This window comes from Rahnella sp. P4_A8, from assembly GCF_056402435.1.
Genome location: NZ_JBFUHK010000039.1, coordinates 14098 through 38254, shown reverse-complemented (window position 1 = coordinate 38254; position 24157 = coordinate 14098). Strand labels below are relative to the sequence as shown.

Genomic DNA, 24157 nt, shown 5'->3' with positions numbered 1-24157 from the left:
GGTCAATACCGATGAGCGTAACGTTTTGCATGATGATCCCCTTCAGAAAGAAAAACACCCTGTCAGCGTACCGCTCACAGGGTGGGGGTGACCATCTTATTAAACCGAAGCCACTGGCTTCGGTTTTTTGTTTGCAGCAATCTGAAATTAACGGTGAGCCAGCTCAGCCGTTTCTTCAGCATCCATCACCGCTTTATCCGTCTGTTTCAGCAACTGACTTGTGATAGTGCCTGCCGTCATTGAACCGCTGACATTCAGCGCGGTACGGCCCATATCAATCAGCGGCTCAACAGAAATCAGCAGGGCAACCAGCGTAACCGGCAGGCCCATGGCTGGCAACACGATCAGGGCTGCAAATGTCGCACCACCACCCACACCGGCAACACCGGCAGAGCTCAGGGTAACAATACCCACTAATGTTGCAATCCATACCGGATCAAACGGGTCGATGCCGACGGTTGGCGCAACCATGACGGCCAACATGGTTGGATACAGACCTGCACAGCCGTTCTGACCAATCGTTGCCCCGAACGATGCCGCAAAGCTGGCGATAGATTCAGGAATACCCAGACGGCGTGTCTGCGCTTCAACGCTCAGCGGGATGGTCGCGGCACTTGAACGGCTGGTGAAGGCAAAAGTCAGCACCGGCCAGACTTTACGGAAGAATTTCGCCGGATTAACACCGGTGAACGACAGCAGTATCGCGTGAACAACAAACATAATGCCAAGACCCAGGTAAGACGCGACCACAAAGCTGCCGAGTTTAATGATGTCCTGAATGTTCGAGCCGGCGACCACTTTGGTCATCAGAGCCAGTACCCCGTACGGGGTCAGTTTCATGACCAGACGCACCAACTTCATCACCCATGCCTGCAGGGTATCGATAAAGGCCAGAATGCGCGGACCTTTTTCTGCATCATCTTTCACCAGTTGCAGGGCGGCTACACCAACGAAGGCTGCGAAGATCACGACGCTGATGATTGATGTCGGACTTGCGCCTGTCAGATCAGCAAACGGGTTCTTAGGTATAAAGGAAAGGATCAACTGAGGCACGCTCAGGTCAGCCACTTTGCCGACATAGTTAGACTGAATTGCCGTCAGTCGCGCCGTTTCCTGCGTACCCTGTACCAGGCCGTCAGCGGTGAGGCCGAACAGGCCCGTCACGAAGATACCCACCAGAGAAGCGATCAGTGTGGTGAACAGCAGGGTACCGATGGTCAGGAAGCTGATTTTCCCCAGCGATGACGCGTTATGCAGTTTCGCTACCGCGCTCAGAATAGAGACGAAAACCAGCGGCATGACGATCATTTGCAGCAACTGGACGTAGCCGTTACCGACAATATTGAACCAGGTAATTGAGGTTTTTAGTACCGGATCATCGGAACCGTAGATCAGCTGTAAAGCCAGGCCAAATACGACACCCATAGCCAGACCCAGTAAAACTTTTTTTGCCAGGCTCCATTGCTTGTGGCGGGTTTGTGCCAGCAGCAAAAGCAGGGCAACGAAAACCACTACGTTAAGAACGAGCGGAAGATTCATACCAGACTCCAAACTTATAATTTTGATAAATGAAACGGGTGTTTCCGGAAAAGGACTGCACCATCCCAAAGCATTGGGGGGCAGAATATCAGTTTGAGGGTCCGAGCATTTATATCCAAAAGGAATTCATTATAACTTTTTGTTGGTATTTGTATTAATTTTCATCATATCGGCAATATTTCATGCTATTCAGATGAATAATTTCAGGATGTGATTAAAAAAGTCAGGATTTATTGCACCAATGATGGGCGTCCAGTCTGGCCAGAAAAGCGTCAGGCCGACCAGCATAAGGCAGAGCGTGCGCTCGAGTTGATTACCTTTCTGGCTGTTAATCAGCGGTAGCCGGAAACGCCATCGACAAGGCCAGAGCAGCGGCACTCCTGCAGGCGTCAGCATATCTGCCAGGATATGGCTCAGGTAACCGATAATCATGGCGTGGAAAGCATCAGCGGGGATCACCCAGTCATGAGGGAAATGAGTGCGTAGCAGGAAAATCCCTCCAGCCACCGCCAGCAAACTGTGAGTGAATCCACGGTGACCAAAAGCCCGGGCGATGGGGGCCGACAACCATTTGAGACGCTGGCCCAGCACCGATTTGGGGTGATCAATATCGGGCAGCAGACAGGTAAGCAAAGACCCTGGAATGATGTGCCACCAGTCACCATGCGCCAGTTCGGGAGAAAGCTGGGCCTTCTTAGCAAATACTGCACAGGCAATTGAGAAAATGAGATGGCCTTCCGCCGTCATGACGCGTCCGAACTGGATAACTGTTATTTTATCCAGTATAAGTGAAACTGTCACAATCTTGGAAGAGATGCCCTGTAACTAATTGTCAACGGACTGATAAAAAACAAAAAAGCGTATAAGAATACGCCTTTCTGGTGTCACTTATTCTGCCCTTAACGCGCGAGCCAACCACCATCGACGGCAATGGTGTAACCATTAACGTAATCAGAGGCTTTCGATGCCAGAAAGACTACCGGCCCCATGACATCTTCCGGCAGACCCCAGCGTCCGGCGGGGATTCTGTCGAGGATTTCTTTGCTGCGTTCTTCATCGGCGCGCAACTGTTCCGTATTGTTAGTCGCCATATACCCCGGCGCAATCGCATTCACATTGACGTTATGCTTCGCCCATTCATTGGCCATCAGTCGGGTCAGACCCATTACTGCGCTTTTTGACGCGGTATAGGAAGGCACCCTGATCCCCCCCTGATACGAGAGCATAGAGGCAATATTTATAATTTTGCCACCGTTACCCTGTTTGATGAACTGCTTCGCCACGGCCTGAGACATAAAGAACAGCGTTTTGCTGTTCACATTCATCACATCATCCCAGTTTTTCTCGCTGAATTCGATGGCATCTTCACGGCGGATAATACCGGCGTTATTGATCAGAATATCGATATGACCAAATTCCCCGACTGCTTTCTCGATCAGCTCAGGAATGCCTGTGATGGTGCTCAGATCAGCCCTCAGATCGAGAAAACGGCGGCCTAACATGGTGACTTTTTTTTCAGTTTCTTCAGGGGCGGAAACGTTAATGCCCACAATATCGCATCCCGCCTGCGCGAGACCCAGCGCCATGCCTTGTCCCAGCCCGGTATTGCAACCGGTGACGATTGCGACTTTGCCGCTTAATTCAAATGAACGGAGGATCATATTCAGAGTCTCTTTTGCAACGGCGCGTTCGCCATAAAAAATGAGTTGCTCTGCCGGTAAGGCAGAGCAAGGGGGAGTTAGCGCAGTTCGCTGACTTTGACGTGATCCATGTCATCGAATACCTGGTTCTCACCGACCATCCCCCAGATGAAGGTATAGTTTTTGGTACCCACTCCGGCGTGAATTGACCAACTAGGAGAGATGACAGCCTGCTCGTTGTGCACTAATAAATGACGGGTTTCCTGTGGTTGCCCCATCATGTGGAACACGGCAGTTTCCGCTTCCATATTGAAGTAGAAATACACTTCCATACGACGTTCATGGGTGTGGCAAGGCATGGTATTCCACAGGCTCCCCTCTTCCAGTTTGGTCAGCCCCATGGTCAGCTGACAGGTTTCCAGAACGTCGGGCACGATGAATTTATTGATGGTGCGGCGGTTGCTGGTAGCTGCATCGCCGATGGTCTGCGGAGAGGCTTCCGCCAGTGTGATTTTTTTGTTCGGGAAAGTCGTGTGTGCCGGCGCACTGTTGTAGTAGAACTTGGCCGGTCTGGAGGCATCAACGCTGCTGAACTCGACCCGCTTTGCCCCTTTGCCGACATACAACGCTTCTTCATGACCAATTTCATAGGTTGTACCGTCAACCACGATCAGACCCGGGCCGCCGATATTAATCACGCCGAGTTCGCGACGTTCAAGAAAATAGCTCACACCAAGCTGTTTACCGACTTCATCACCCACGGATACCGTTTTTTCAGCGGGCATGACGCCGCCGACAATGATGCGGTCGATGTGGCTGTAAGTCATGGTATAGGCATTTTTCTCAAAGATTTTCTCAATGAGGAATTCACGGCGTAATTCAGCGGTATCAAGCGTTTTTGCGTGGTCGCTGTGGATACTTTGACGAACTTGCATGTCGGTGCCTCTCATGAATGACGATATCAAGGAGGACTTACCGGGCTAGTCTGACCGTTGCGTGGCAGTGACAGCGTACAGAAGCAGGAGAGCTCCCGGCTCGTCCTTGTTGCAGGAATCATAGGTTCATTGACATGCGAATTCAATAAAAATGAAATAACGTTTTATTTATTTTATGAGTCAGTTCAAGATTTACGAAATTAAACGAAGCTTCAAAAATTGTGGCAGGAGAAATGCGTAGAGAAGGTATATGGAAAGGAGAGAAAGCAGAGAAGGTGCGCAGCGGCATGAGCGGCTGCGCATAAATTTTAGCTGATGTGTGCCACACGCAATTCTTCGAGGGAAGAAAGTTTGACATCGGCAAGCGCCCAGCGTGGATCCACACTGTATTCATGGTCCGGCACCACCACCGAGCGCATACGCGCGGCTTTGGTGGCGATCATGCCATTAAAGGAATCTTCCAGCGTCACACAGTTGAGCGGATCAACCTGTAATTCTCCGGCAGCCAGCAGATAGACCTCAGGATGCGGTTTGCTGTAAGGCAGCTTTTCCGCTGAAACACGAACCTTAAAGAAGGAGTGTAAATTAAACATTTCCAGCACGGTATCGAGCATAAACAGCGGTGATGCCGACGCGAGACCAATCTTCAGCCCCTGATCACGGCAAAGCTCAAGGGCATGATTCACGCCAGGCAGCAACGGCCGGGTTTGTTCTACCAGTTCAATCGTGCGGGCAATAATCATTGAGGACACTTCTTCCTGACCCGGACCCTGCCACGGAAGCGCCTGATACCACATCCTGACCACCTGATCGATACGCAAACCTAGCGTATCCGGCAGCAAATGGCGCTGGGAAATATCAACGCCCAGGCGACTGAAAACGTCCAGCTCAGCCTGAGTCCATAACCGTTCAGAATCAATTAACAGACCATCCATATCGAAAATTGCTGCATTAACAGGGCGGACATAAGCCATGAAAGCGGACTCCCTCACAATAAATAGAAACCCACTTTAACATCGGTGGGAATGCAGGTGAAATCTCATGTGAAAATGGACAGGATGGACGTTCCCGGTACAGCGTTACGCTAACTGATTAAAACATTGGGCGGAGCAGGCTTTCTGTGGGTAAACTTAGCCGTTGCTTTAGGTATCCTAACAAGGGGAATTCATGACGTACCAACAAGCCGGACGTGTGGCAGTAATTAAACGAATTGCGGGATGGATCATTTTTATCCCTGCGCTGCTTTCTACGCTGATTTCTTTGCTGAATTTTATCAACGAGCACACTAAGACGGAGCAGGGCATCAACGCGGTCATGCTGGATTTCATCCACGTGATGGTGGATATGGTGAAGTTCAATACCTCGTTTCTCAATGTCTTTTGGTACAACTCACCGGTGCCAGCTTTAGGGCAGGGTTTCACCAGCGCGAACATCATGTTCTTCATTATCTACTGGCTGATTTTTGTGGGGCTGGCACTTCAGGCTTCCGGCGCGAGAATGTCCCGTCAGGTAAAACACATTCGCGAAGGGATCCAGGATCAGCTTATTCTGGAACAGGCGAAAGGTGCTGAAGGCCGGACACGTTCGCAAATTGAAGAGCGTATCGTGATACCGCGACACACGATTTTGGTGCAGTATTTTCCATTGTATATTTTGCCAATTATCATCGCTGTCATCGGCTACTTCATTTTGAAATTATTAGGATTAATGGCCTGATAATTTGACGACATATTTATAACGGGTTTCTGTGAAAATGAAAAATAAGGCCTGAATATTAACGTTTTCAGGTCTTATTTGTTCAGAGCTGAAATATTTATCCCGCTAACTGATATCTTCGTGTAACAGCCTTTCTATGGCGCGTTGCGCCACCACAAGATGCTGACCACCGAATAAATTACTGCGGTTAAGCAGGTAATATAACTGGTAGATCGGTTGCCTCGAAATGAAGTCGTCAGGGAGTGGCGTTATACTCTGATAACCGTCATATAATTGCGGCGGAACATTCGGATATAACGGCAGCATCGCCAAATCGCATTCCCGATCTCCCCAGTAACAGGCCGGGTCAAAAATCACCGGACCATCATCAGATAAGCCACAGTTATGCGGCCATAAATCGCCGTGTAAAAGTGAAGGTTGCGGCTGATGATTCTGCAAGCGGGCATGAACCATAGCGGTGATATCTTCGATATTACCAAATATCATCCCTTTTTCAGCAGCCAGTTGCAGCTGCCAGCCAATGCGCTGCTCGGCAAAGAAGGTAGCCCAGCGCCGTTGCCAGCTGTTGGGTTGCGGAACTGTCGCCAGTTCATTATCGAAATCCAGACCGAATTGCAGTTGTTCACTCCACTGATGCAATGCGGCAAGTTGCTGGCCTAAAACATAGGCATTATGTGCATCCAGAGGTTTTTGCGGGATATATTCGAGCAAGAGGAAACTGTAATCACGGTCGCTACCTACACCATAAACTTCCGGCACCCTGACGGTCTGGCTGCGCGCAAGTAAGGCCAACTGATCGGCTTCAGCGGCAAAGATAGGCAACATTTCGCGTGCATTGCATTTCACAAACACGTTTCTGTCGCCGTAGCTCAGCCGCCATGCCGGGTGGATTTCGCCTCCCGGAAGCTCAACACGTTCGCGGATTTCAGCATTGCCTAAGTGTTCACTCAACAAACGATTGACGGCTTGCCACATGGTATGACCCCTTCTGACTGGCCAGATAATTCATTAAGTTAGCGTTTTTTCAGCTTCGAAAACCCGATCCGGCGCACGGCTGAATCAGATGATGATGTCAATTTATGCAATTTCTCAGATGTCTAAATAGAACGTATCATCAGCGGACAGATTAATTTAGGAATATGTGACATGAAACGGGTTTTATAAACGGAATTGTCTTATCGACATCCCTCTAACCCCTTTGTTTAACAAAACAATAATAATAATAGACGAAAAATATATTCAGGTGTTGGAAGAAGATGTATATGCTACATCTCGTCCCAGTCGCGAGAGAGATAACGTGAAACCAAACATTCTTTATTTGATGGCCGCGCTATTGCTGGCGGGTTGCGCTAAAGAAACACCGGTTCAGACGACGCGTTTTTTGAATCCATCGCCGCCACCTCAGCGCGATACTTCATTAATGCATCCAGGGCCTTATGGTGATGTTATTCACCAGGCGGCAAATACCTATGGCGTCGACGAAACACTTGTTAAAGCAATCATTCAGGTCGAATCTGGATATAACCCAACCGTTGTCAGCAAATCGAATGCGATTGGGTTAATGCAGCTAAAGGCCTCAACGGCAGGACGCGATGCCTACCGGATGAAAGGACGTTACGGTCAGCCCACGCCGCGTGATTTAAAAGATCCGGCGGTGAACATTGACCTGGGTACGGCTTATTTAAGTATTTTACAACAGCAGCTTGCGGGTATTAATAACCCTGAAACTCGTCGTTACGCCACCACACTGGCATATGTGAACGGAGCAGGGGCGTTGTTGAGAACGTTCGACAAAGATAAGACGTATGCGATTGCGAAAATCAATCTGATGACGCCTGCTGAGTTTTCTGCTCATGTGCAGAAAAAACACCCGGCGCCACAAGCACCACGTTATCTGTGGAAAGTGAACAATGCCTACCTCGCGATGCGGTAAGCATTGATGTTCCCGCCAGCGGCTCAGGCTGCTGGCGGGAAGGTTTTAATAATCTCAAGAACCCCGTTGATAACGAACTGAACGCCCATACACACCAGCAAGAATCCCATCAGACGTGAAATAGCCTCAATCCCGCTTTTCCCGACCAGACGCATAATCGCCCCCGAACTGCGCAGAGATATCCACAAAATCAAACCCACTAAAAAGAAAATCATCACCGGAGCAACGGTAATAATCCAGTGCGGGAAATCAGATGATTTCACCGTTGAAGCACTGCTGATGATCATGGCAATGGTGCCCGGCCCGGCGGTACTTGGCATCGCCAGAGGAACAAAAGCGATATTTGGCGAATCCTGTTTCTTCATTTCCGCCGTTTTGTTCTCGATAAGGATCCTTTCTTCCACGTGTGGCTGTGGGAAAAGCATTCTGAAACCGATAAAGGTGACGATAAGTCCCCCCGCAATACGCAGGCCGGGAATGGAAATCCCGAACGTATTCATCACCAACTGTCCCGCGTAATACGCCACCATCATGATGATAAAGACATAGACCGAGGCCATCAGCGACTGCTGGTTTCTTTCCTGTGTGGTCATATTCCCGGAAAGACCGAGCATCAAAGCCACGGTCGTCAGTGGATTTGCCAGCGGAAGCAGTACCATCAGGCCCAATCCCAGTACTTCAAATAACTGCCTGACTTCTGTCATATCCTTCCCTTTTTTAAATGCTGCTCTGGTTACCTTAACGTGTCAGGGGGGATTACACGAAAAATATCCGCGTTTAGCAACACAGGTTGCTGGAAATTCGCACTTTACGAATGCTAAACTTATGGACTGTTTTCGCGTCGCATCCCGATACAATTACGTGATGTATTCAGGGTGCCTATATTTGGCAAGGTAAAGCTAAATAGCGTGAATAACTACGTGAATTTAAACTCAAATATTTTTCTAGATGTGCTCTGTCGTGTGGGGCACCACTGTAGATTAAGGAATTAGCATGCCTGTCATTACTCTTCCTGATGGAAGCCAGCGCGTTTTTGATCGCCCCGTTTCTCCCCTTGATGTTGCCCTTGATATCGGCCCTGGCCTGGCGAAAGCCTGTATCGCTGGTCGTGTTAACGGCGAACTGGTTGATGCAACCGACCTGATTGAGGTTGACGCGCAACTGGCGATCATCACCGCTAAAGACGAAGCCGGTCTTGAAATTTTGCGCCACTCCTGTGCGCACCTTTTGGGTCATGCCATTAAACAACTGTGGCCAGACACCAAAATGGCAATCGGCCCGGTTATCGATAATGGCTTCTATTACGACGTCGATTTAGATCGTACGCTGACTCAGGAAGATATCGAACTGCTTGAAAAGCGCATGCACGAACTGGCTGAAAAGAATTACGACGTCATTAAAAAGAAAGTCAGCTGGCAGGAAGCGCGCGATACCTTTGCAAGCCGTGGCGAAGAATACAAAGTGGCGATTCTGGATGAAAACATCAGTCATGATGACCATCCGGGTCTGTATCACCACGAAGAATATGTGGATATGTGCCGTGGTCCACACGTACCGAACATGCGTTTCTGCCATCATTTCAAACTGCAGAAAACCTCCGGTGCTTACTGGCGTGGTAACAGCGATAACAAAATGTTGCAACGTATCTACGGCACTGCGTGGGCGGATAAAAAGCAACTGAATGCTTACATTCAGCGTCTGGAAGAAGCCGGTAAACGTGATCACCGTAAAATTGGTAAGCAACTTGACCTGTACCATATGCAGGAAGAAGCACCAGGTATGGTGTTCTGGCACAACGACGGCTGGACCATTTTCCGTGAGCTGGAAGCCTTTGTACGCATGAAACTGAAGTCTTATGACTATCAGGAAGTAAAAGGTCCGTTCATGATGGACCGCGTGCTGTGGGAAAAAACCGGTCACTGGGAAAACTACAAAGAAGCGATGTTCACGACCTCTTCTGAAAACCGTGAATATTGCATCAAGCCAATGAACTGTCCGGGACACGTTCAGATCTTCAATCAGGGTCTGAAATCTTACCGTGATCTGCCATTGCGTATGGCTGAGTTTGGCAGTTGCCACCGTAATGAGCCATCTGGTGCATTACACGGTCTGATGCGCGTTCGTGGCTTCACTCAGGACGATGCTCACATCTTCTGTACAGAAGAGCAGGTGCGTGATGAAGTGAACAGCTGTATCCGCATGGTGTATGACATGTACAGCACGTTTGGCTTCGAAAAAATCGTGGTGAAACTGTCCACCCGTCCTGAGAAGCGCATTGGTACTGACGAAATGTGGACTCGTGCTGAGGATGACCTGGCGGCTGCGCTGACGGAAAACGACATTCCGTTCGAATATCAGCCGGGTGAAGGGGCGTTCTACGGTCCAAAAATTGAATTTACCTTGCATGATTGTTTGGATCGTGCGTGGCAGTGTGGTACCGTGCAGCTCGACTTTTCATTACCTGGTCGTTTGAACGCCTCTTATATTGGCGAAAGTAACGACCGTCAGGTTCCGGTAATGATTCACCGTGCTATCCTGGGTTCAATGGAACGCTTCATTGGTATTCTGACTGAAGAATACGCGGGCTTCTTCCCAACCTGGATGGCTCCGGTTCAGGTAGTGATTATGAATATCACTGATTCACAAGCTACCTATGTCGAAGAATTAACTAAAAAACTGCAAGATGCAGGCATTCGCGTTAAAGCCGACTTGAGAAATGAGAAGATTGGCTTTAAAATCCGCGAACACACGCTACGCCGTGTTCCTTATATGTTAGTTTGTGGCGATAAAGAGGTCGAAGCAGGCAAAGTTGCTGTTCGTACCCGCCGCGGCAAAGACTTAGGAAGCATGGATGTTAGCGAAGTCGTTGACAAACTGCTGGCGGAAATCCGCAGCAGAAGTCTTCATCAACTGGAGGAATAAAGTATTAAAGGCGGAAAACGAGTTCAACCGGCGCGTCCTAATCGCATTAACAAAGAGATTCGCGCGCAAGAAGTTCGCCTCACCGGCGTCGATGGCGAGCAGATTGGTATTGTCAGTCTGAATGAAGCTCTTGAAAAAGCTGAGGAAGCGGGCGTCGATTTAGTAGAAATCAGTCCGAATGCCGAGCCGCCAGTTTGTCGAATCATGGATTACGGCAAATTCCTCTACGAGAAGAGCAAGTCGACCAAAGAGCAGAAAAAGAAACAAAAAGTTATTCAGGTTAAGGAAATCAAATTCCGACCTGGTACCGATGATGGCGACTATCAGGTCAAACTACGCAACCTGATTCGCTTTCTGGAAGATGGCGATAAAGCCAAAATCACCCTGCGTTTCCGTGGGCGTGAAATGGCGCACCAACAGATCGGTATGGAAGTGCTTAACCGCGTCCGTAAAGACCTGTGTGAAGATTCTGAACTGGCCGTTGTCGAATCCTTCCCTACGAAGATCGAAGGTCGTCAGATGATCATGGTGCTCGCACCTAAGAAGAAACAGTAAGGCTTCCAAGTAATCCTGCTACGCGGTGTTCGCACCGCGTATTCTGGATTCGCCTTTCTGATTCATGTTAATAACAATGCGAAGTGGAATTTAAAATGCCAAAGATCAAAACAGTACGCGGCGCCGCTAAACGCTTCAAAAAAACCGCCAATGGTGGTTTTAAGCGTAAGCACGCAAACCTGCGTCATATTCTGACCAAAAAAGCTACTAAGCGTAAACGTCACTTGCGTCCAAAAGGCCTGGTATCCAAGAACGATTTGGGTCTGGTCTCTGCATGTCTGCCGTACGCATAAATACACTTTTTTTCATCTAGAATATAAAACTCAGGAGAGCATATGGCTCGCGTAAAACGTGGTGTGATTGCACGTGCACGTCACAAGAAAATCTTAAAACAGGCGAAAGGCTACTACGGTGCCCGTTCTCGCGTATATCGTGTTGCATTTCAGGCTGTTATCAAAGCTGGTCAATACGCTTACCGTGACCGTCGTCAAAAGAAACGTCAGTTCCGTCAGCTGTGGATCGCGCGTATCAACGCAGCAGCTCGTCAGAACGACATGTCTTACAGCAAATTCATTAACGGCTTGAAAAAAGCTTCTATTGAAATTGACCGTAAGATCTTGGCTGACATCGCAGTATTCGACAAAGTGGCATTCTCTGCACTGGTCGAAAAAGCGAAAGCAGCTCTGGCGTAAGTCAGGTGAAAGAGGGAGCTTGCTCCCTCTTTTATATTTTGTGTTTAAAAACATTCTGTTTCGTTGTTTAATACCCACAGTTTCGTTTCAATTACGGCACAAGATTTACAACCGACAAGGTAACGCAAGCATGAATGCTGCTATTTTCCGTTTCTTTTTTTACTTTAGCGCCTGACTTTGGAAGGCTTTCGCGCGTAAGAGAAGAAACGAAAAGTAGCGCCTAAGCCTCCCTCGTGGAGGCTTTTTTGTATCTGTGCTTTATACGCTAAGGTTCAGGGTCAAAATCGCGCCCCTGATTAATCACGGTTATTTTACATCGGGCCATATTGGCCAGAAGAAGAGGAAAGCAATGCCACATCTCGCAGAGCTGGTTGCCAATGCCAAGGCAGCCGTAGAGAGTGCTCAGGATATCGCCGCGCTGGATAATGTGCGTGTCGAATATCTGGGTAAGAAAGGCCACCTGACACTCCAGATGACAACCCTCCGTGAATTACCTGCGGAAGAACGCCCGGCTGCGGGCGCGGTCATCAATGAAGCGAAAGCGCAGGTTCAGGAAGCCCTGAACGCGCGTAAAAATATGCTGGAGTCCGCTGAACTGAATGCCCGCCTGGCAGAGGAAACGATTGACGTTTCCCTGCCTGGCCGTCGCATCGAAAACGGTGGTCTGCACCCGGTGACCCGTACTATCGACCGCATTGAAACCTTCTTTGGTGAATTAGGCTTTACCGTGGAAACCGGCCCTGAAATCGAAGATGACTATCACAACTTTGATGCCCTGAACATTCCGGGTCATCACCCGGCACGTGCCGATCACGATACTTTCTGGTTTGATGCCAAACGCCTGCTGCGCACGCAAACTTCCGGTGTTCAGATCCGCACCATGAAAGACCAGCAGCCGCCAATTCGTATTATCGCGCCGGGCCGCGTCTATCGTAACGATTACGATCAGACTCACACCCCGATGTTCCATCAGATGGAAGGCCTGATTGTTGATAAAGACATCAGCTTCTCCAACCTGAAAGGCACATTGCACGATTTCCTGAATAACTTCTTTGAAGCTGATTTGCAGATCCGTTTCCGTCCTTCCTATTTCCCGTTCACAGAACCTTCCGCAGAAGTGGATGTAATGGGCAAAAATGGCAAATGGCTGGAAGTGCTGGGTTGCGGCATGGTGCATCCGAATGTCCTGCGCAATGTGGGCATCGACCCTGAAGTGTATTCCGGTTTTGCCTTCGGAATGGGGATGGAACGTCTGACTATGTTGCGTTATGGCGTGACTGATCTGCGTGCATTCTTCGAAAACGATCTGCGTTTCCTCAAACAGTTTAAGTAAGGCGGGAATATCACATGAAATTCAGTGAACTCTGGTTGCGTGAGTGGGTAAACCCAGCCATTAGCAGCGAAGCATTATCAGACCAAATTACTATGGCCGGCCTGGAAGTTGATGGCGTTGAGCCGGTTGCAGGCGCATTTAATGGCGTGGTTGTCGGTGAAGTTGTCGAATGCGGTCAGCATCCAAACGCAGACAAACTGCGTGTGACTAAAGTCAATGTGGGCGGCGATCGTCTGCTGGACATCGTTTGTGGCGCGCCAAACTGTCGTCAGGGCCTGAAAGTTGCAGTTGCAACGGTGGGCGCCGTATTGCCGGGTGATTTCAAAATCAAAGCTGCCAAATTGCGTGGCGAGCCTTCAGAAGGCATGCTGTGTTCATTCTCTGAGCTGGGTATTTCAGAGGATCACGACGGTATTATTGAACTGCCGCTTGATGCGCCAGTCGGTACAGATATCCGTGAATTCCTGAAACTCGATGACACCACGATTGAAATCAGCGTAACGCCAAACCGTGCTGATTGCCTGGGTATCCTCGGCGTGGCGCGTGATGTTGCTGTCATCAACCAGTTGCCACTGGTTGAGCCGGAAATGAGCCCGGTGAAAGCAACGATTGATGCCACCATTCCCATTGATGTGCAGGCGCCACAAGCGTGTCCGCGCTATCTGGGCCGTGTCGTTAAAGGCATCAACGTTAAAGCACCTACACCATTGTGGATGCGTGAAAAACTGCGTCGCTGTGGCACCCGTTCTATCGACGCCGTGGTTGATATCACGAACTACGTGTTACTCGAACTCGGTCAGCCAATGCATGCGTTTGATCTGAATCGCATCAGTGGTGGCATCGTCGTGCGCATGGCGCAGAAAGACGAAGCATTAACGTTGCTCGATGGCACAGAGGCGAAACTGGCGGAAGATACGCTGGTCATCGCAGACCATGAGAAAGCCCTGGCAATGGCCGGTATCTTTGGTGGCRAACATTCCGGTGTGAACGACGAGACGCAGGACGTCCTGCTGGAATCTGCGTTCTTTGCACCGCTCTCAATTACTGGCCGTGCACGCCGTCAGGGCCTGCATACAGATGCTTCTCATCGCTATGAACGTGGTGTGGATCCTGAGCTGCAGTTCAAAGCTATCGAACGGGCTACTGCGTTGTTGCTGAGCATTTGTGGTGGTGAAGCCGGTCCGGTCATTGAAGCGACCTCCGACGTTGATTTGCCGAAAGCGGCAACCATCACCTTGCGTCGTGAAAAACTGGATCGCCTGATCGGGCATCATGTTGAAGATGCTCAGGTGACTGACATCCTGACCCGTCTGGGGTGTAAGGTTCAGCATAATGGCGACCACTGGGTAGCTGTGGCGCCAAGCTGGCGTTTCGATATGCAAATCGAAGAAGACCTGGTGGAAGAAGTCGCGCGTGTCTACGGCTACAACAACATTCCTGATGTGCCGGTTAAAGCCAGTCTGGTGATGACCAAACACCGTGAAGCGAACCTTTCACTGAAACGTGTGAAAAATCTGCTGGTTGATCGTGGTTTCCAGGAAGCGATCACTTACAGTTTTGTCGATCCAAAAGTGCAGGCTCTGCTGCATCCTGGCGAAGAAGCGCTGATTTTACCCAGCCCGATCTCGGTTGAAATGTCTGCAATGCGTCTTTCCCTGTGGTCTGGCCTGCTGACTGCTGTAGTAAATAACCAGAATCGTCAGCAAAGTCGCGTACGTTTATTTGAAAGCGGCCTGCGCTTTGTACCTGATACGCAAGCCGATTTGGGTATCCGTCAGGATGTCATGCTGTCTGGTGTGATCTCCGGCACTAAAAATGAAGAGCATTGGGATCTGGCGCGTCAGGCAGTTGACTACTACGATTTGAAAGGTGATCTTGAGGCTATTCTTGAGCTTACCGGCAAAATGAACGATGTACAGTTCAAGGTGGAAGCGAATCCTGCGTTGCATCCTGGGCAGAGCGCAGCAATTTATTTACGCGGCGAACGTATTGGTTTCATTGGTGTAGTACACCCTGAGCTGGAACGTAAACTCGATCTTAATGGTCGTACCGTGGTCTTCGAAATGTTGTGGAATAAGGTCGCAGACCGCGTGCTGCCTGATGCGAAAGAGATTTCTCGCTTCCCGGCGAACCGTCGTGACATCGCTGTGGTAGTGGCCGAAAACGTGCCCGCAGACGATATTTTGGCAGAGTGCAAGAAAGTTGGCGCAAATCAGGTAGTTGGCGTAAACTTGTTTGATGTGTACCGTGGCAAGGGCGTAGCTGAAGGTTACAAGAGCCTGGCTATCAGTCTGGTGTTGCAGGATACCGGCCGTACACTGGAAGAAGAGGAGATCGCCGCTACCGTTGCAAAATGTGTAGAGGCTCTAAAACAGCGATTCCAAGCATCCTTGAGGGATTGAACCTATGGCGCTTACTAAAGCTGAAATGTCAGAACACCTGTTTGAAAAGCTCGGGCTGAGCAAACGGGATGCCAAAGACCTTGTTGAAATATTTTTCGAAGAAGTACGTCGTGCTTTGGAAAATRGCGAGCAAGTTAAACTGTCTGGCTTTGGCAATTTTGATTTGCGTGACAAAAACCAACGTCCGGGACGTAACCCGAAAACCGGCGAAGATATTCCGATCACGGCGCGTCGTGTGGTGACTTTCCGTCCGGGACAGAAATTGAAAAGTCGTGTAGAGAATGCCACGCCGAAAGAATAAGTGAAAACATCAAAAAGGCCGCGAAAGCGGCCTTTTTTTTTATCTGACTTTTAAGAGTGCAGTGTCATCGGAAACAATAGGTTTTAACGCTTTTAAGTAATTAGCACAGAAAGTGAAAAGATAGCGTTAAAGGGGTAGGCGGTTCAGGATTAGTCTGATAGATTAAATTTCAAGGCATGAAAAGAACTTTGGTTTATTATTTATCCGGATGCCATTCAAATAAAACGGGGCCGAAGCCCCTATGGTAAGTCACTCATTATGTTCAGTTAATAATATGTACATATTAATATCTGAATAAAAGGCACCGGACAAATTAACCGGGAACGGGAGAATGGAATTATAAAAGGTGACTAGTGGTTATAGAACATACGAGGTCCACCCGGACCGCCGCCACCGTGCCCACCGCCGCCATGACCGCCACCACCAGGACCCCAAAATGGTGGGAATAAACAGCCACTGAGGCTGACGACAACCAGAGCAATGCTCAGCAGAGCGAAAATACGACGCATAAAATACATCCTTCGTTTGAATAAACAGGTCGATTATAAATAGAATGCAGACAGGTTGTTGTCAGGCTTGCGTTAAGATTTGTTAGTGTCTTAATAGGAATTGAATAGATAACACACGCCGTCTTGTTGAATTATTTCAACCAGGACATGTTTGTGTTTTTATTGTAAGGTCAGAGCAAGTTATCCGAAAATACGCTTATTTCTTATATTTTCTTCAATACCTGACTGATATAAAAATCACGTCATAAAAAATAAAGAAGGCGTAACTAACGTGAAAAAATCTCTCTTATTGCTTTGTTGTGCACTGGCTTTGCCTGTGATCGCGCAGGCAAATGTTTCTATTGACCTCAACGTACCTGGCGTATCACTTCACCTCGGGGATCAGGATCAGCGCGGTTACTATTGGGATGGCTATGACTGGCGTCCACCGCAGTGGTGGCATGATCATCAGGGCCAYCATTACGGTGAGCGTAATGAACATGGCATGTACTGGCACGGTAATCGCTGGGACGCTAAACCACCGCAACGTAACCATGATAAGCCGGGGCGTAATCAGCCAGGACCGCAGCCCCATAACCCGGGCCGTCCAAACGGTAATGATCATCATGATAATAATGGTCATCAGGGGAACGGCCAGCCGATCCCGCCGAATGGTTATCAGGGACACTGATTTTCCCTGTAAATGCCCAACGTGTCCGAAGCCGGTGCTCAGTCACCGGCTTTTTCAATTTCTATTTATGGTATTCAGCCGTTCTTCGCTAGAGCTAACTGCCTAATATCGGTAGGATAGTCACTTCCCGTGAGCCCCAGGAATTAGCCATTCATGCCTATCCCGCAGACCTTTTCTGCCTTTGAACAGCAACAGAAATACCGTGACCGCCGCTGGTTATACGGGCTGGGTATGTTCTTGTTGTTGATATGGGTGTTCAGTCTGAGTGCGGGTGAACGCTGGCTGTGGCCGGATCAATGGTTCAGCACTGAGGCGCGTCTGTTCGTGTGGCAATTACGGTTTCCGCGCGCTGTCGCTGTCATTTTGGTGGGCGCAAGTCTCGCTGTCTCCGGGGCAGTGATGCAGTCGTTGTTCGAAAATCCTCTTGCCGAGCCCGGTTTACTCGGTGTTGCCAATGGTGCCTGCGTCGCGCTGGTTTTATGTGTCATGTTAAGCCACGGCCTGTTGCCTGTTTGGATCATGAGTCTGGCAGCCATCGCGGGCGCTCTGATTGTCACTTTCTTTCTGCTATATATTGCCCGTAAACGCCTTTTGACGAATGCCCGTATGCTTCTTGTCGGGATTGCTATTGGGATTGTCTGCAGTGCTTTAATGACCTGGGCGATTTATTTCAGCAACAATCTCGATTTACGGCAGTTGATGTACTGGATGATGGGCGGATTTGGCGGTGTTGACTGGAATCAGCTCTGGCTGGGATTAATGTTGCTGCCTGTTTTACTGTGGCTGGTCTTACAGGGGAATGCACTCAATCTATTGTCTCTCGGGACGCAGCAGGCGAGGCAACTCGGCATATCGCTGAACACCTGGCGTTATATTCTGGTGCTTGCCGTCGGCTGGATGGTCGGGCTGAGCGTCGCCTTATCGGGCGTCATCGGTTTTATCGGGCTGATCATCCCGCATATTCTCAGGCTTTGCGGGATCACCGATCAGCGCCGTTTGCTGCCCGCCTGTGCGCTTTGCGGCGCTTCAGTTTTACTGTTAGCGGATGTGCTGGCGCGAATTGGTTTATCCGCGGCGGAATTACCGATTGGTGTGGTGACTGCCACGCTGGGTGCACCGGTATTCATCTGGTTGCTGACCAGAACCGGACAAATCCGCTGATGCTTTTCGGTGTGTCGGCTATGCTGTTCACTGAAACCCTTCCCCTAACCTACAAATATCAGGACGAAAACGATGAGTAATGAAATTTATAATATCTCCCTGAAAACTATCGATGGCGAAACCACGACGCTCGGTGCTTATAAAGGTTCTGTATTGCTGGTCGTGAATGTGGCATCACAATGTGGCCTGACCAGGCAATATGAGGGGCTGGAAAATATCTACCAGGCCTGGCACGATCGTGGTTTTGAAGTGCTGGGGTTCCCGTGCAATGAATTCGGCGCGCAGGAACCGGGCACTGAAGATGAGATCAAAACCTTCTGCACCACCCATTTTGGCGTGAAATTCCCGATGTTTAGCAAAATTAACGTCAACGGAGACAACCGTCATCCGCTGTATTCAGCGCTGATTGCAGCCTGCCCGACAGCCGTCAAACCGGAAGACAGCGCGTTCTACGAACGTCTGGCCAGCAAAGGTCGTCAACCTCTTAAGCCCGATGATATCTTGTGGAATTTTGAGAAATTCCTGATTGGTCGTGACGGCACCGTGGTTCAGCGTTTTGCACCCGATATGACACCGGAAGATCCGATCCTTATGGAAACCATCAAAGCCGCACTGGCGAAATAATTTGCGTGTGAATACACCAATGCTGGAATGTCGTGAGATAACCGTTGCGGGGCGGCTTAGCGCATTTAGCGCGCAGATTGTGCCGGGCTGTCGGATCCATATTATCGGCCCGAATGGCGCCGGGAAAAGCACTTTACTGACCCGTCTGGCGGGTATGTCGGCAGGGGGAGGCGAGGTTATTCTCGACGGACAACCGCTTGCCGACGTTCCCGGACCCAGGCTGGCACGTCTTCGCGCCTGGTTATGCCAGCAACTGACCCCGGCATCCCTGATGCCGGTATTTCAATATTTGTCCCTTCATCAGCCGCGAGAAGTTGATCCTGCTGTTCTTGAGCGCACGGTTTCATGTTTATGTGATGCTTTACATCTCAGCGATAAACTTGGCCGGCCGGTCACGCATTTATCCGGCGGGGAATGGCAGCGGGTGAGGCTGGCGGCTGCTTTATTGCAAGTGTGGCCGACGGTGAATCCTGATAGTCAGCTTTTATTCCTTGATGAGCCGATGAACAGCCTGGATGTTGCCCAGCAGCAGGCGCTGGATCAGTTACTTGCGGAGTTTTGCGCGGCAGGACGTTCCGTGGTGTTAAGCGATCATGATCTCAACCATACCCTCCATTACGCACATCAGATCTGGCTTATGTCGCAGGGTCAGGTGATGGCGGCGGGAAAATGTGCTGATGTCATGCAGCCTGAAATACTTTCAGACGTGTACAAAGTGGCATTTCAGATACACGAACTGGCAGGCAGGCAATGGATAATGGCGACCTGAGCTTAATGCATAGCGGTTTAATTATATTATTATTGGGGTTTACGCTTTACCCCAATTCTTATTTGTTCATAAAAAACGCAGAAGATGCATTGTTTTAATAAAGTTCATTTTTTTCATAAAAACATAATTTAATATAATTGATTGTTATTAAATGATTTTTATTTTTTCCTGCTATTTAATTTTTGTTTATTTACTTTCTGTTTAGCTTCGCGTGACTGGTAAATCCTTAAGGTTAAATTAAGATTAAACCGACATCATAAGATCCATAATTTCATGACGGCGTTTACTTACTGTTAAATAAATGCGGTCTACAGTCGGTATCGGTAATTACCTTTTTGGGATAGCGTAATGGAAAACTTTTTGCCTTTTTCCCGTCCGTCTATGGGCGAAGAAGAAATAGCTGCAGTGGGGCAGGTTTTACGTTCTGGCTGGATCACCACAGGGCCACAGACTCATCAGCTTGAACAGGATTTTTCTGCCACTTTCGGTTGTAAGCATGCTATCGCAGTCAGTTCTGCGACCGGCGGCATGCATGTCACCCTGATGGCGCTCGGCATCGGACCGGGCGATGAAGTGATCACGCCTTCACAGACCTGGGTTTCAACCATCAACATGATTGTCCTGCTCGGCGCAGAACCGGTGATGATTGATGTTGATCCTGACACGTTGATGGTCAGTGCCGACGCGGTTGCTGCGGCTATCACGCCAAAAACCAAAGCGATTATCCCGGTGCATTACGCCGGCGCGCCTTTAGACCTTGACCCGATTTATGCTGTTGCTAATGAACACGGTATTCCGGTCGTGGAGGATGCTGCGCACGCGGCAGGCACAAAATACCGTGAACGCTGGATTGGCGCACAGGGGACAGCAATTTTCTCGTTCCACGCGATCAAAAATATGACCTGCGCAGAAGGCGGTCTGATTGCCACCGACGATGATGCTCTGGCTGAAAAAGTACGTGCATTGAAATTCCATGGTCTGGCGGTTGATGCATTTGATCGTCAGGTGCTGGGGCGTAAACCGCAGGCTGAAGTGGTTGAGCCAGGCTTTAAATACAATCTCTCCGACATTCATGCTTCTGTGGCTGTCGTGCAGCTTAAACGTCTTGCACAAATGAATGCCCGCCGTGCGGAGCTGGCACAGCGTTATCTGGATAAATTACAGGGCTCACCTTATCTGCCAATGGCTGTACCGGCTTACCCGCACCTTCATGCGTGGCACTTATTCATGATCCGTGTGGATGAAGCGCGTTGTGGTATCAGCCGTGACGCACTGATGGAACGTCTGAAAGAGCAGGGGATCGGAACGGGTTTACATTTCCGTGCAGCTCACACCCAAAAATATTACCGCGAACGTTATCCGCATCTGAGCCTGCCAAACAGTGAATGGAATTCGGCACGTTTATGCAGTTTGCCGCTGTTCCCTGATATGCAGGACAGCGATGTGGACCGCGTTGTCGCGGCTCTTTTTTCCCTTCTGGAGGCGCAGTAGTGGCGCAATACGAACCAATCCGTAAAGTCTCGGTGGTTATCCCGGTCTACAACGAAGAAGAAAGCCTGCCTGCGTTGCTTTCCCGCACGCAGGCCGCTTGTCAGCAATTAACCCAGCAATACGAAATCATTCTGGTGGATGACGGCAGTTCTGACAGCTCCGGCGACATGCTCGCTGCCGCTGCAGAACAACCGAACAGCCATGTTATTGCCGTTTTGCTCAACCGCAATTACGGCCAGCATTCCGCCATTATGGCCGGTTTTAGCCATGTGACCGGTGATCTGGTCATTACGCTTGATGCTGACCTGCAAAATCCACCGGAAGAAATCCCGCGCCTGGTCGCCACTGCTGATGAAGGCTATGACGTTGTCGGCACCGTACGTGCAAATCGTCGCGATTCCTGGTTCCGTAAAACGGCATCAAAGATGATCAACATGATGATCCAACGTGCCACCGGTAAATCGATGGGTGACTACGGCTGTATGTTACGGGCTTATCGCCGTCACATTATCGAAGCTATGCTGCATTGCCATGAGCGCAGTACCTTTATTCCTATTCTGGCCAACACATTCGCGCGCAGAACCATAGAAATTCCGGTTCAGCATTCTGAGCGTGAGTTTGGTGATTCCAAATACAGTCTGATGAAACTGATTAACCTGATGTATGACCTGATCACTTGTCTGACGACAACACCGCTGAGAATGCTCAGTGTTGTTGGCAGTGTGATTGCCATCTTCGGTTTCCTGCYGGCGGTATTCCTCATTTTAATGCGCCTGATCAACGGCCCTGAGTGGTCTGCGGAAGGTGTATTCACGCTATTTGCATTGTTATTTATGTTTATCGGTGCGCAGTTTGTCGGTATGGGATTACTCGGTGAATACATCGGGCGGATCTACAACGATGTTCGTGCGCGTCCCCGTTATTTTGTTCAAAAAGTCGTCGGCGTTCGTTCCGAAGACCACAGTCAGGAAGAAGAGTAATGAAAGCGATTGTATTTGCCTATCATGATATTGGTTGTGTTGGTTTACAGGCTCTGGTTGACGCGGGTTATGATGTTCAGGCAGTTTTCACCCACACTGATTCCCCGAATGAAAACCAGTTCTTTTCTTCCGTTGCCCGTCAGGGCGCTGAGCTGAACCTGCCCGTTTATGCACCGGAAGATGTTAACCATCCATTGTGGGTTGACCGCATCCGTGCTTTACAGCCCGATATCATCTTCTCTTTCTACTACCGTAATATGCTGAGCGAAGAGATTTTATCTCTGGCGCCGCAGGGTGGCTTCAATCTGCACGGTTCATTGCTGCCGCGTTACCGTGGTCGTGCACCGGTTAACTGGGCGCTCCTCAACGGTGAAACCGAAACGGGTGTCACTTTGCATAAAATGGTCAAACGACCGGATGCAGGTGATATCGTTGGTCAGCGCAAAGTGGCGATCACTGGCGATGACACGGCGCTGAAACTTCATGCCAAAGTGCGTGAGGCAGCGAAAGCATTACTGACAGATGTGTTGCCGGAAATGAAAGCGGGTAACATCACACTGACGGCGCAAGACGAATCTCAGGCCAGTTACTTTGGTCGCCGTACCGCCGCTGACGGTGAAATTCACTGGCACAAATCGGCCACTGAAATTAATAACCTGATCCGCGCGGTGACTGAACCCTATCCCGGCGCATTCTCTTATCTCGGCCAACGTAAGCTGACTATCTGGCGCGCACGTCCGCTGGCAACTCAGCACGACAAACAACCGGGCACCGTGCTTTCTTCTGATCCGCTGACCATCGCCTGTGGCGAAGGCGCGCTGGAAATTCTGGCAGGGCAGAGTGAAAACGGCCTGTATGTACAGGGTTCCCGTCTGGCGCTGGAACTGGGCATTATGCCGGATATGCGTGTCGCAACGTTGCCCACGGCGGTGATGAAACGCCGTACCCGTGTTTTAATCCTCGGCGTGAATGGTTTTATCGGTAACCACCTGAGTGAGCGTTTGCTTCGCGAAGACCGCTATGAAATTTATGGCCTGGATATCAGCTCTGACGCGATCAGCCGCTTTATGGGTAATCCGCATTTCCACTTCGTGGAAGGCGATATCAGCATCCATTCAGAGTGGATCGAATATCACATCAAAAAATGCGACGTCGTTCTGCCGCTGGTGGCGATTGCAACGCCAATCGAATACACCCGTAATCCGCTGCGCGTATTCGAACTGGATTTCGAAGAAAACCTGAAAATTGTCCGCGATTGCGTTAAATACAAAAAACGCATTATCTTCCCGTCAACGTCTGAAGTTTACGGCATGTGTGATGATAAGGAATTCGACGAAGATCATTCCCGTCTGATTGTCGGCCCGATCAACAAACAGCGCTGGATTTACTCTGTTTCCAAGCAACTGCTGGACCGCGTGATCTGGGCTTACGGCGCGAAAGAAGGCCTGAAGTTCACCCTGTTCCGTCCGTTCAACTGGATGGGACCGCGCCTGGATAACCTGGATGCTGCGCGTATCGGCAGTTCCCGTGCGATCACCCAACTGATTCTTAATCTGGTTGAAGGATCACCGATCAAACTGGTGGATGGCGGCGAGCAAAAGCGTTGCTTCACTGATATCAACGACGGTATTGAAGCGTTGTTCCGGATCATCGAGAACCGCGACAACTTATGTGATGGCCAGATTATTAACATCGGTAACCCGACTAACGAAGCGAGCATTCGTGAACTGGCAGAAATGCTGCTGAGCAGTTTTGAATCACATCCGCTGCGCGCGCAGTTCCCGCCGTTCGCTGGTTTCAATCTGGTGGAAAGCAGCACGTATTACGGAAAAGGCTATCAGGACGTGGAGCACCGTACGCCGAGCATCAAAAATGCCCGTCGTCTGCTTAACTGGAAACCGGAAATCGGCATGGATAAAACCGTTGCTGAAACCCTGGATTTCTTCCTGCGTTCAGTAAATCCTGACGCTGGCAAAGCCTGAAAC

25 protein-coding genes and 1 other annotated feature are annotated in these 24157 nt (G+C 49.7%); of the genes, 17 read left to right on the top strand and 8 right to left on the bottom strand.

Annotated features, from left to right (window positions below):
* Window positions 1-147: 147 nt before the first annotated feature.
* From AC1DUO_RS17425 to hxpB, 5 genes are all read right to left on the bottom strand, one after another.
* Window positions 148-1539 carry an L-cystine transporter gene (locus AC1DUO_RS17425; protein ID WP_037035298.1) on the bottom strand — a complete coding sequence of 464 codons (1392 nt, stop codon included), beginning with the start codon at window positions 1537-1539 and terminating at the stop codon, window positions 148-150.
* A gap of 189 nt (window positions 1540-1728) precedes the next feature.
* Window positions 1729-2286 (bottom strand): metal-dependent hydrolase, encoded by a 558-nt coding sequence (locus AC1DUO_RS17420; protein ID WP_013576145.1) that lies wholly within the window; start codon window positions 2284-2286, stop codon window positions 1729-1731.
* A 152-nt stretch (window positions 2287-2438) separates the two neighbouring features.
* A complete protein-coding gene (kduD, locus tag AC1DUO_RS17415) occupies window positions 2439-3200 on the bottom strand; it encodes a 2-dehydro-3-deoxy-D-gluconate 5-dehydrogenase KduD (RefSeq protein WP_013576144.1) in 762 nt (253 codons plus the stop codon).
* 77 nt (window positions 3201-3277) lie between these two features.
* Window positions 3278-4114, bottom strand: coding sequence for a 5-dehydro-4-deoxy-D-glucuronate isomerase (gene kduI, locus AC1DUO_RS17410; RefSeq protein WP_013576143.1), 837 nt, complete (start codon window positions 4112-4114; stop codon window positions 3278-3280).
* A gap of 308 nt (window positions 4115-4422) precedes the next feature.
* Window positions 4423-5088 carry a hexitol phosphatase HxpB gene (hxpB, locus tag AC1DUO_RS17405; RefSeq protein WP_013576142.1) on the bottom strand — a complete coding sequence of 222 codons (666 nt, stop codon included), beginning with the start codon at window positions 5086-5088 and terminating at the stop codon, window positions 4423-4425.
* A 193-nt stretch (window positions 5089-5281) separates the two neighbouring features.
* Here hxpB and AC1DUO_RS17400 point away from each other — a divergent pair, with 193 nt between their 5' ends.
* A complete protein-coding gene (locus AC1DUO_RS17400; protein ID WP_119261786.1) occupies window positions 5282-5830 on the top strand; it encodes a YniB family protein in 549 nt (182 codons plus the stop codon).
* A 105-nt stretch (window positions 5831-5935) separates the two neighbouring features.
* On the opposite strand, the gene AC1DUO_RS17395 is transcribed toward AC1DUO_RS17400, so the two are convergent.
* Window positions 5936-6805, bottom strand: coding sequence for a fructosamine kinase family protein (locus AC1DUO_RS17395; protein WP_037035297.1), 870 nt, complete (start codon window positions 6803-6805; stop codon window positions 5936-5938).
* A 322-nt stretch (window positions 6806-7127) separates the two neighbouring features.
* On the opposite strand from AC1DUO_RS17395, the gene AC1DUO_RS17390 reads away from it, so the two are divergent.
* Window positions 7128-7763, top strand: coding sequence for a transglycosylase SLT domain-containing protein (locus AC1DUO_RS17390; protein ID WP_013576139.1), 636 nt, complete (start codon window positions 7128-7130; stop codon window positions 7761-7763).
* A 23-nt stretch (window positions 7764-7786) separates the two neighbouring features.
* Here AC1DUO_RS17390 and AC1DUO_RS17385 read toward each other — a convergent pair whose 3' ends face one another.
* Window positions 7787-8467, bottom strand: a complete 681-nt coding sequence (locus AC1DUO_RS17385) for a MarC family NAAT transporter (RefSeq protein ID WP_013576138.1) — start codon at window positions 8465-8467, stop codon at window positions 7787-7789.
* A 289-nt stretch (window positions 8468-8756) separates the two neighbouring features.
* On the opposite strand from AC1DUO_RS17385, the gene thrS reads away from it, so the two are divergent.
* From thrS to ihfA, 8 genes are all read left to right on the top strand, one after another.
* A complete protein-coding gene (gene thrS / locus AC1DUO_RS17380; protein ID WP_013576137.1) occupies window positions 8757-10685 on the top strand; it encodes a threonine--tRNA ligase in 1929 nt (642 codons plus the stop codon).
* 3 nt (window positions 10686-10688) lie between these two features.
* Entirely contained in the window at window positions 10689-11240 is a 552-nt protein-coding gene (infC, locus tag AC1DUO_RS17375; RefSeq protein WP_013576136.1) for a translation initiation factor IF-3, read from the top strand.
* 95 nt (window positions 11241-11335) lie between these two features.
* Window positions 11336-11533 carry a 50S ribosomal protein L35 gene (gene rpmI, locus AC1DUO_RS17370; protein WP_013576135.1) on the top strand — a complete coding sequence of 66 codons (198 nt, stop codon included), beginning with the start codon at window positions 11336-11338 and terminating at the stop codon, window positions 11531-11533.
* A gap of 42 nt (window positions 11534-11575) precedes the next feature.
* A complete protein-coding gene (gene rplT / locus AC1DUO_RS17365) occupies window positions 11576-11932 on the top strand; it encodes a 50S ribosomal protein L20 (RefSeq protein ID WP_013576134.1) in 357 nt (118 codons plus the stop codon).
* Between the two features lie 125 nt (window positions 11933-12057).
* Window positions 12058-12182 (top strand) — a sequence feature (Phe leader region).
* A complete protein-coding gene (gene pheM / locus AC1DUO_RS17360; RefSeq protein WP_106120997.1) occupies window positions 12063-12107 on the top strand; it encodes a pheST operon leader peptide PheM in 45 nt (14 codons plus the stop codon). Its footprint overlaps the feature before it by 45 nt.
* A gap of 99 nt (window positions 12183-12281) precedes the next feature.
* Window positions 12282-13265, top strand: a complete 984-nt coding sequence (gene pheS, locus AC1DUO_RS17355; RefSeq protein ID WP_013576133.1) for a phenylalanine--tRNA ligase subunit alpha — start codon at window positions 12282-12284, stop codon at window positions 13263-13265.
* A 14-nt stretch (window positions 13266-13279) separates the two neighbouring features.
* Window positions 13280-15667 (top strand): phenylalanine--tRNA ligase subunit beta, encoded by a 2388-nt coding sequence (gene pheT, locus AC1DUO_RS17350; RefSeq protein WP_477988109.1) that lies wholly within the window; start codon window positions 13280-13282, stop codon window positions 15665-15667.
* Window positions 15668-15671: 4 nt separating this feature from the next.
* Window positions 15672-15968 carry an integration host factor subunit alpha gene (ihfA, locus tag AC1DUO_RS17345; protein WP_477988107.1) on the top strand — a complete coding sequence of 99 codons (297 nt, stop codon included), beginning with the start codon at window positions 15672-15674 and terminating at the stop codon, window positions 15966-15968.
* Window positions 15969-16318: 350 nt separating this feature from the next.
* On the opposite strand, the gene AC1DUO_RS17340 is transcribed toward ihfA, so the two are convergent.
* Complete coding sequence (locus AC1DUO_RS17340; RefSeq protein WP_013576131.1) at window positions 16319-16477, bottom strand: lipoprotein; 159 nt, start codon at window positions 16475-16477, stop codon at window positions 16319-16321.
* A gap of 271 nt (window positions 16478-16748) precedes the next feature.
* Here AC1DUO_RS17340 and AC1DUO_RS17335 point away from each other — a divergent pair, with 271 nt between their 5' ends.
* The 7 genes from AC1DUO_RS17335 (at window position 16749) to arnA (ending at window position 24154) form a co-directional block, all read left to right on the top strand.
* Entirely contained in the window at window positions 16749-17147 is a 399-nt protein-coding gene (locus AC1DUO_RS17335) for a DUF2502 domain-containing protein (protein WP_013576130.1), read from the top strand.
* Between the two features lie 153 nt (window positions 17148-17300).
* Window positions 17301-18308: a vitamin B12 ABC transporter permease BtuC gene (btuC, locus tag AC1DUO_RS17330; RefSeq protein WP_013576129.1), complete on the top strand. Its 1008-nt coding sequence runs from the start codon at window positions 17301-17303 to the stop codon at window positions 18306-18308.
* A 72-nt stretch (window positions 18309-18380) separates the two neighbouring features.
* Entirely contained in the window at window positions 18381-18932 is a 552-nt protein-coding gene (locus tag AC1DUO_RS17325) for a glutathione peroxidase (RefSeq protein ID WP_013576128.1), read from the top strand.
* 19 nt (window positions 18933-18951) lie between these two features.
* Window positions 18952-19701, top strand: a complete 750-nt coding sequence (btuD, locus tag AC1DUO_RS17320; RefSeq protein ID WP_013576127.1) for a vitamin B12 ABC transporter ATP-binding protein BtuD — start codon at window positions 18952-18954, stop codon at window positions 19699-19701.
* 348 nt (window positions 19702-20049) lie between these two features.
* Complete coding sequence (gene arnB / locus AC1DUO_RS17315) at window positions 20050-21192, top strand: UDP-4-amino-4-deoxy-L-arabinose aminotransferase (RefSeq protein WP_013576125.1); 1143 nt, start codon at window positions 20050-20052, stop codon at window positions 21190-21192.
* Complete coding sequence (arnC, locus tag AC1DUO_RS17310; RefSeq protein ID WP_477988105.1) at window positions 21192-22172, top strand: undecaprenyl-phosphate 4-deoxy-4-formamido-L-arabinose transferase; 981 nt, start codon at window positions 21192-21194, stop codon at window positions 22170-22172. Before arnB ends, arnC begins: the two co-directional genes overlap by 1 nt.
* Window positions 22172-24154, top strand: coding sequence for a bifunctional UDP-4-amino-4-deoxy-L-arabinose formyltransferase/UDP-glucuronic acid oxidase ArnA (arnA, locus tag AC1DUO_RS17305; RefSeq protein WP_037035289.1), 1983 nt, complete (start codon window positions 22172-22174; stop codon window positions 24152-24154). The genes arnC and arnA overlap by 1 nt, the downstream gene beginning before the upstream one ends.
* Window positions 24155-24157: the final 3 nt, after the last annotated feature.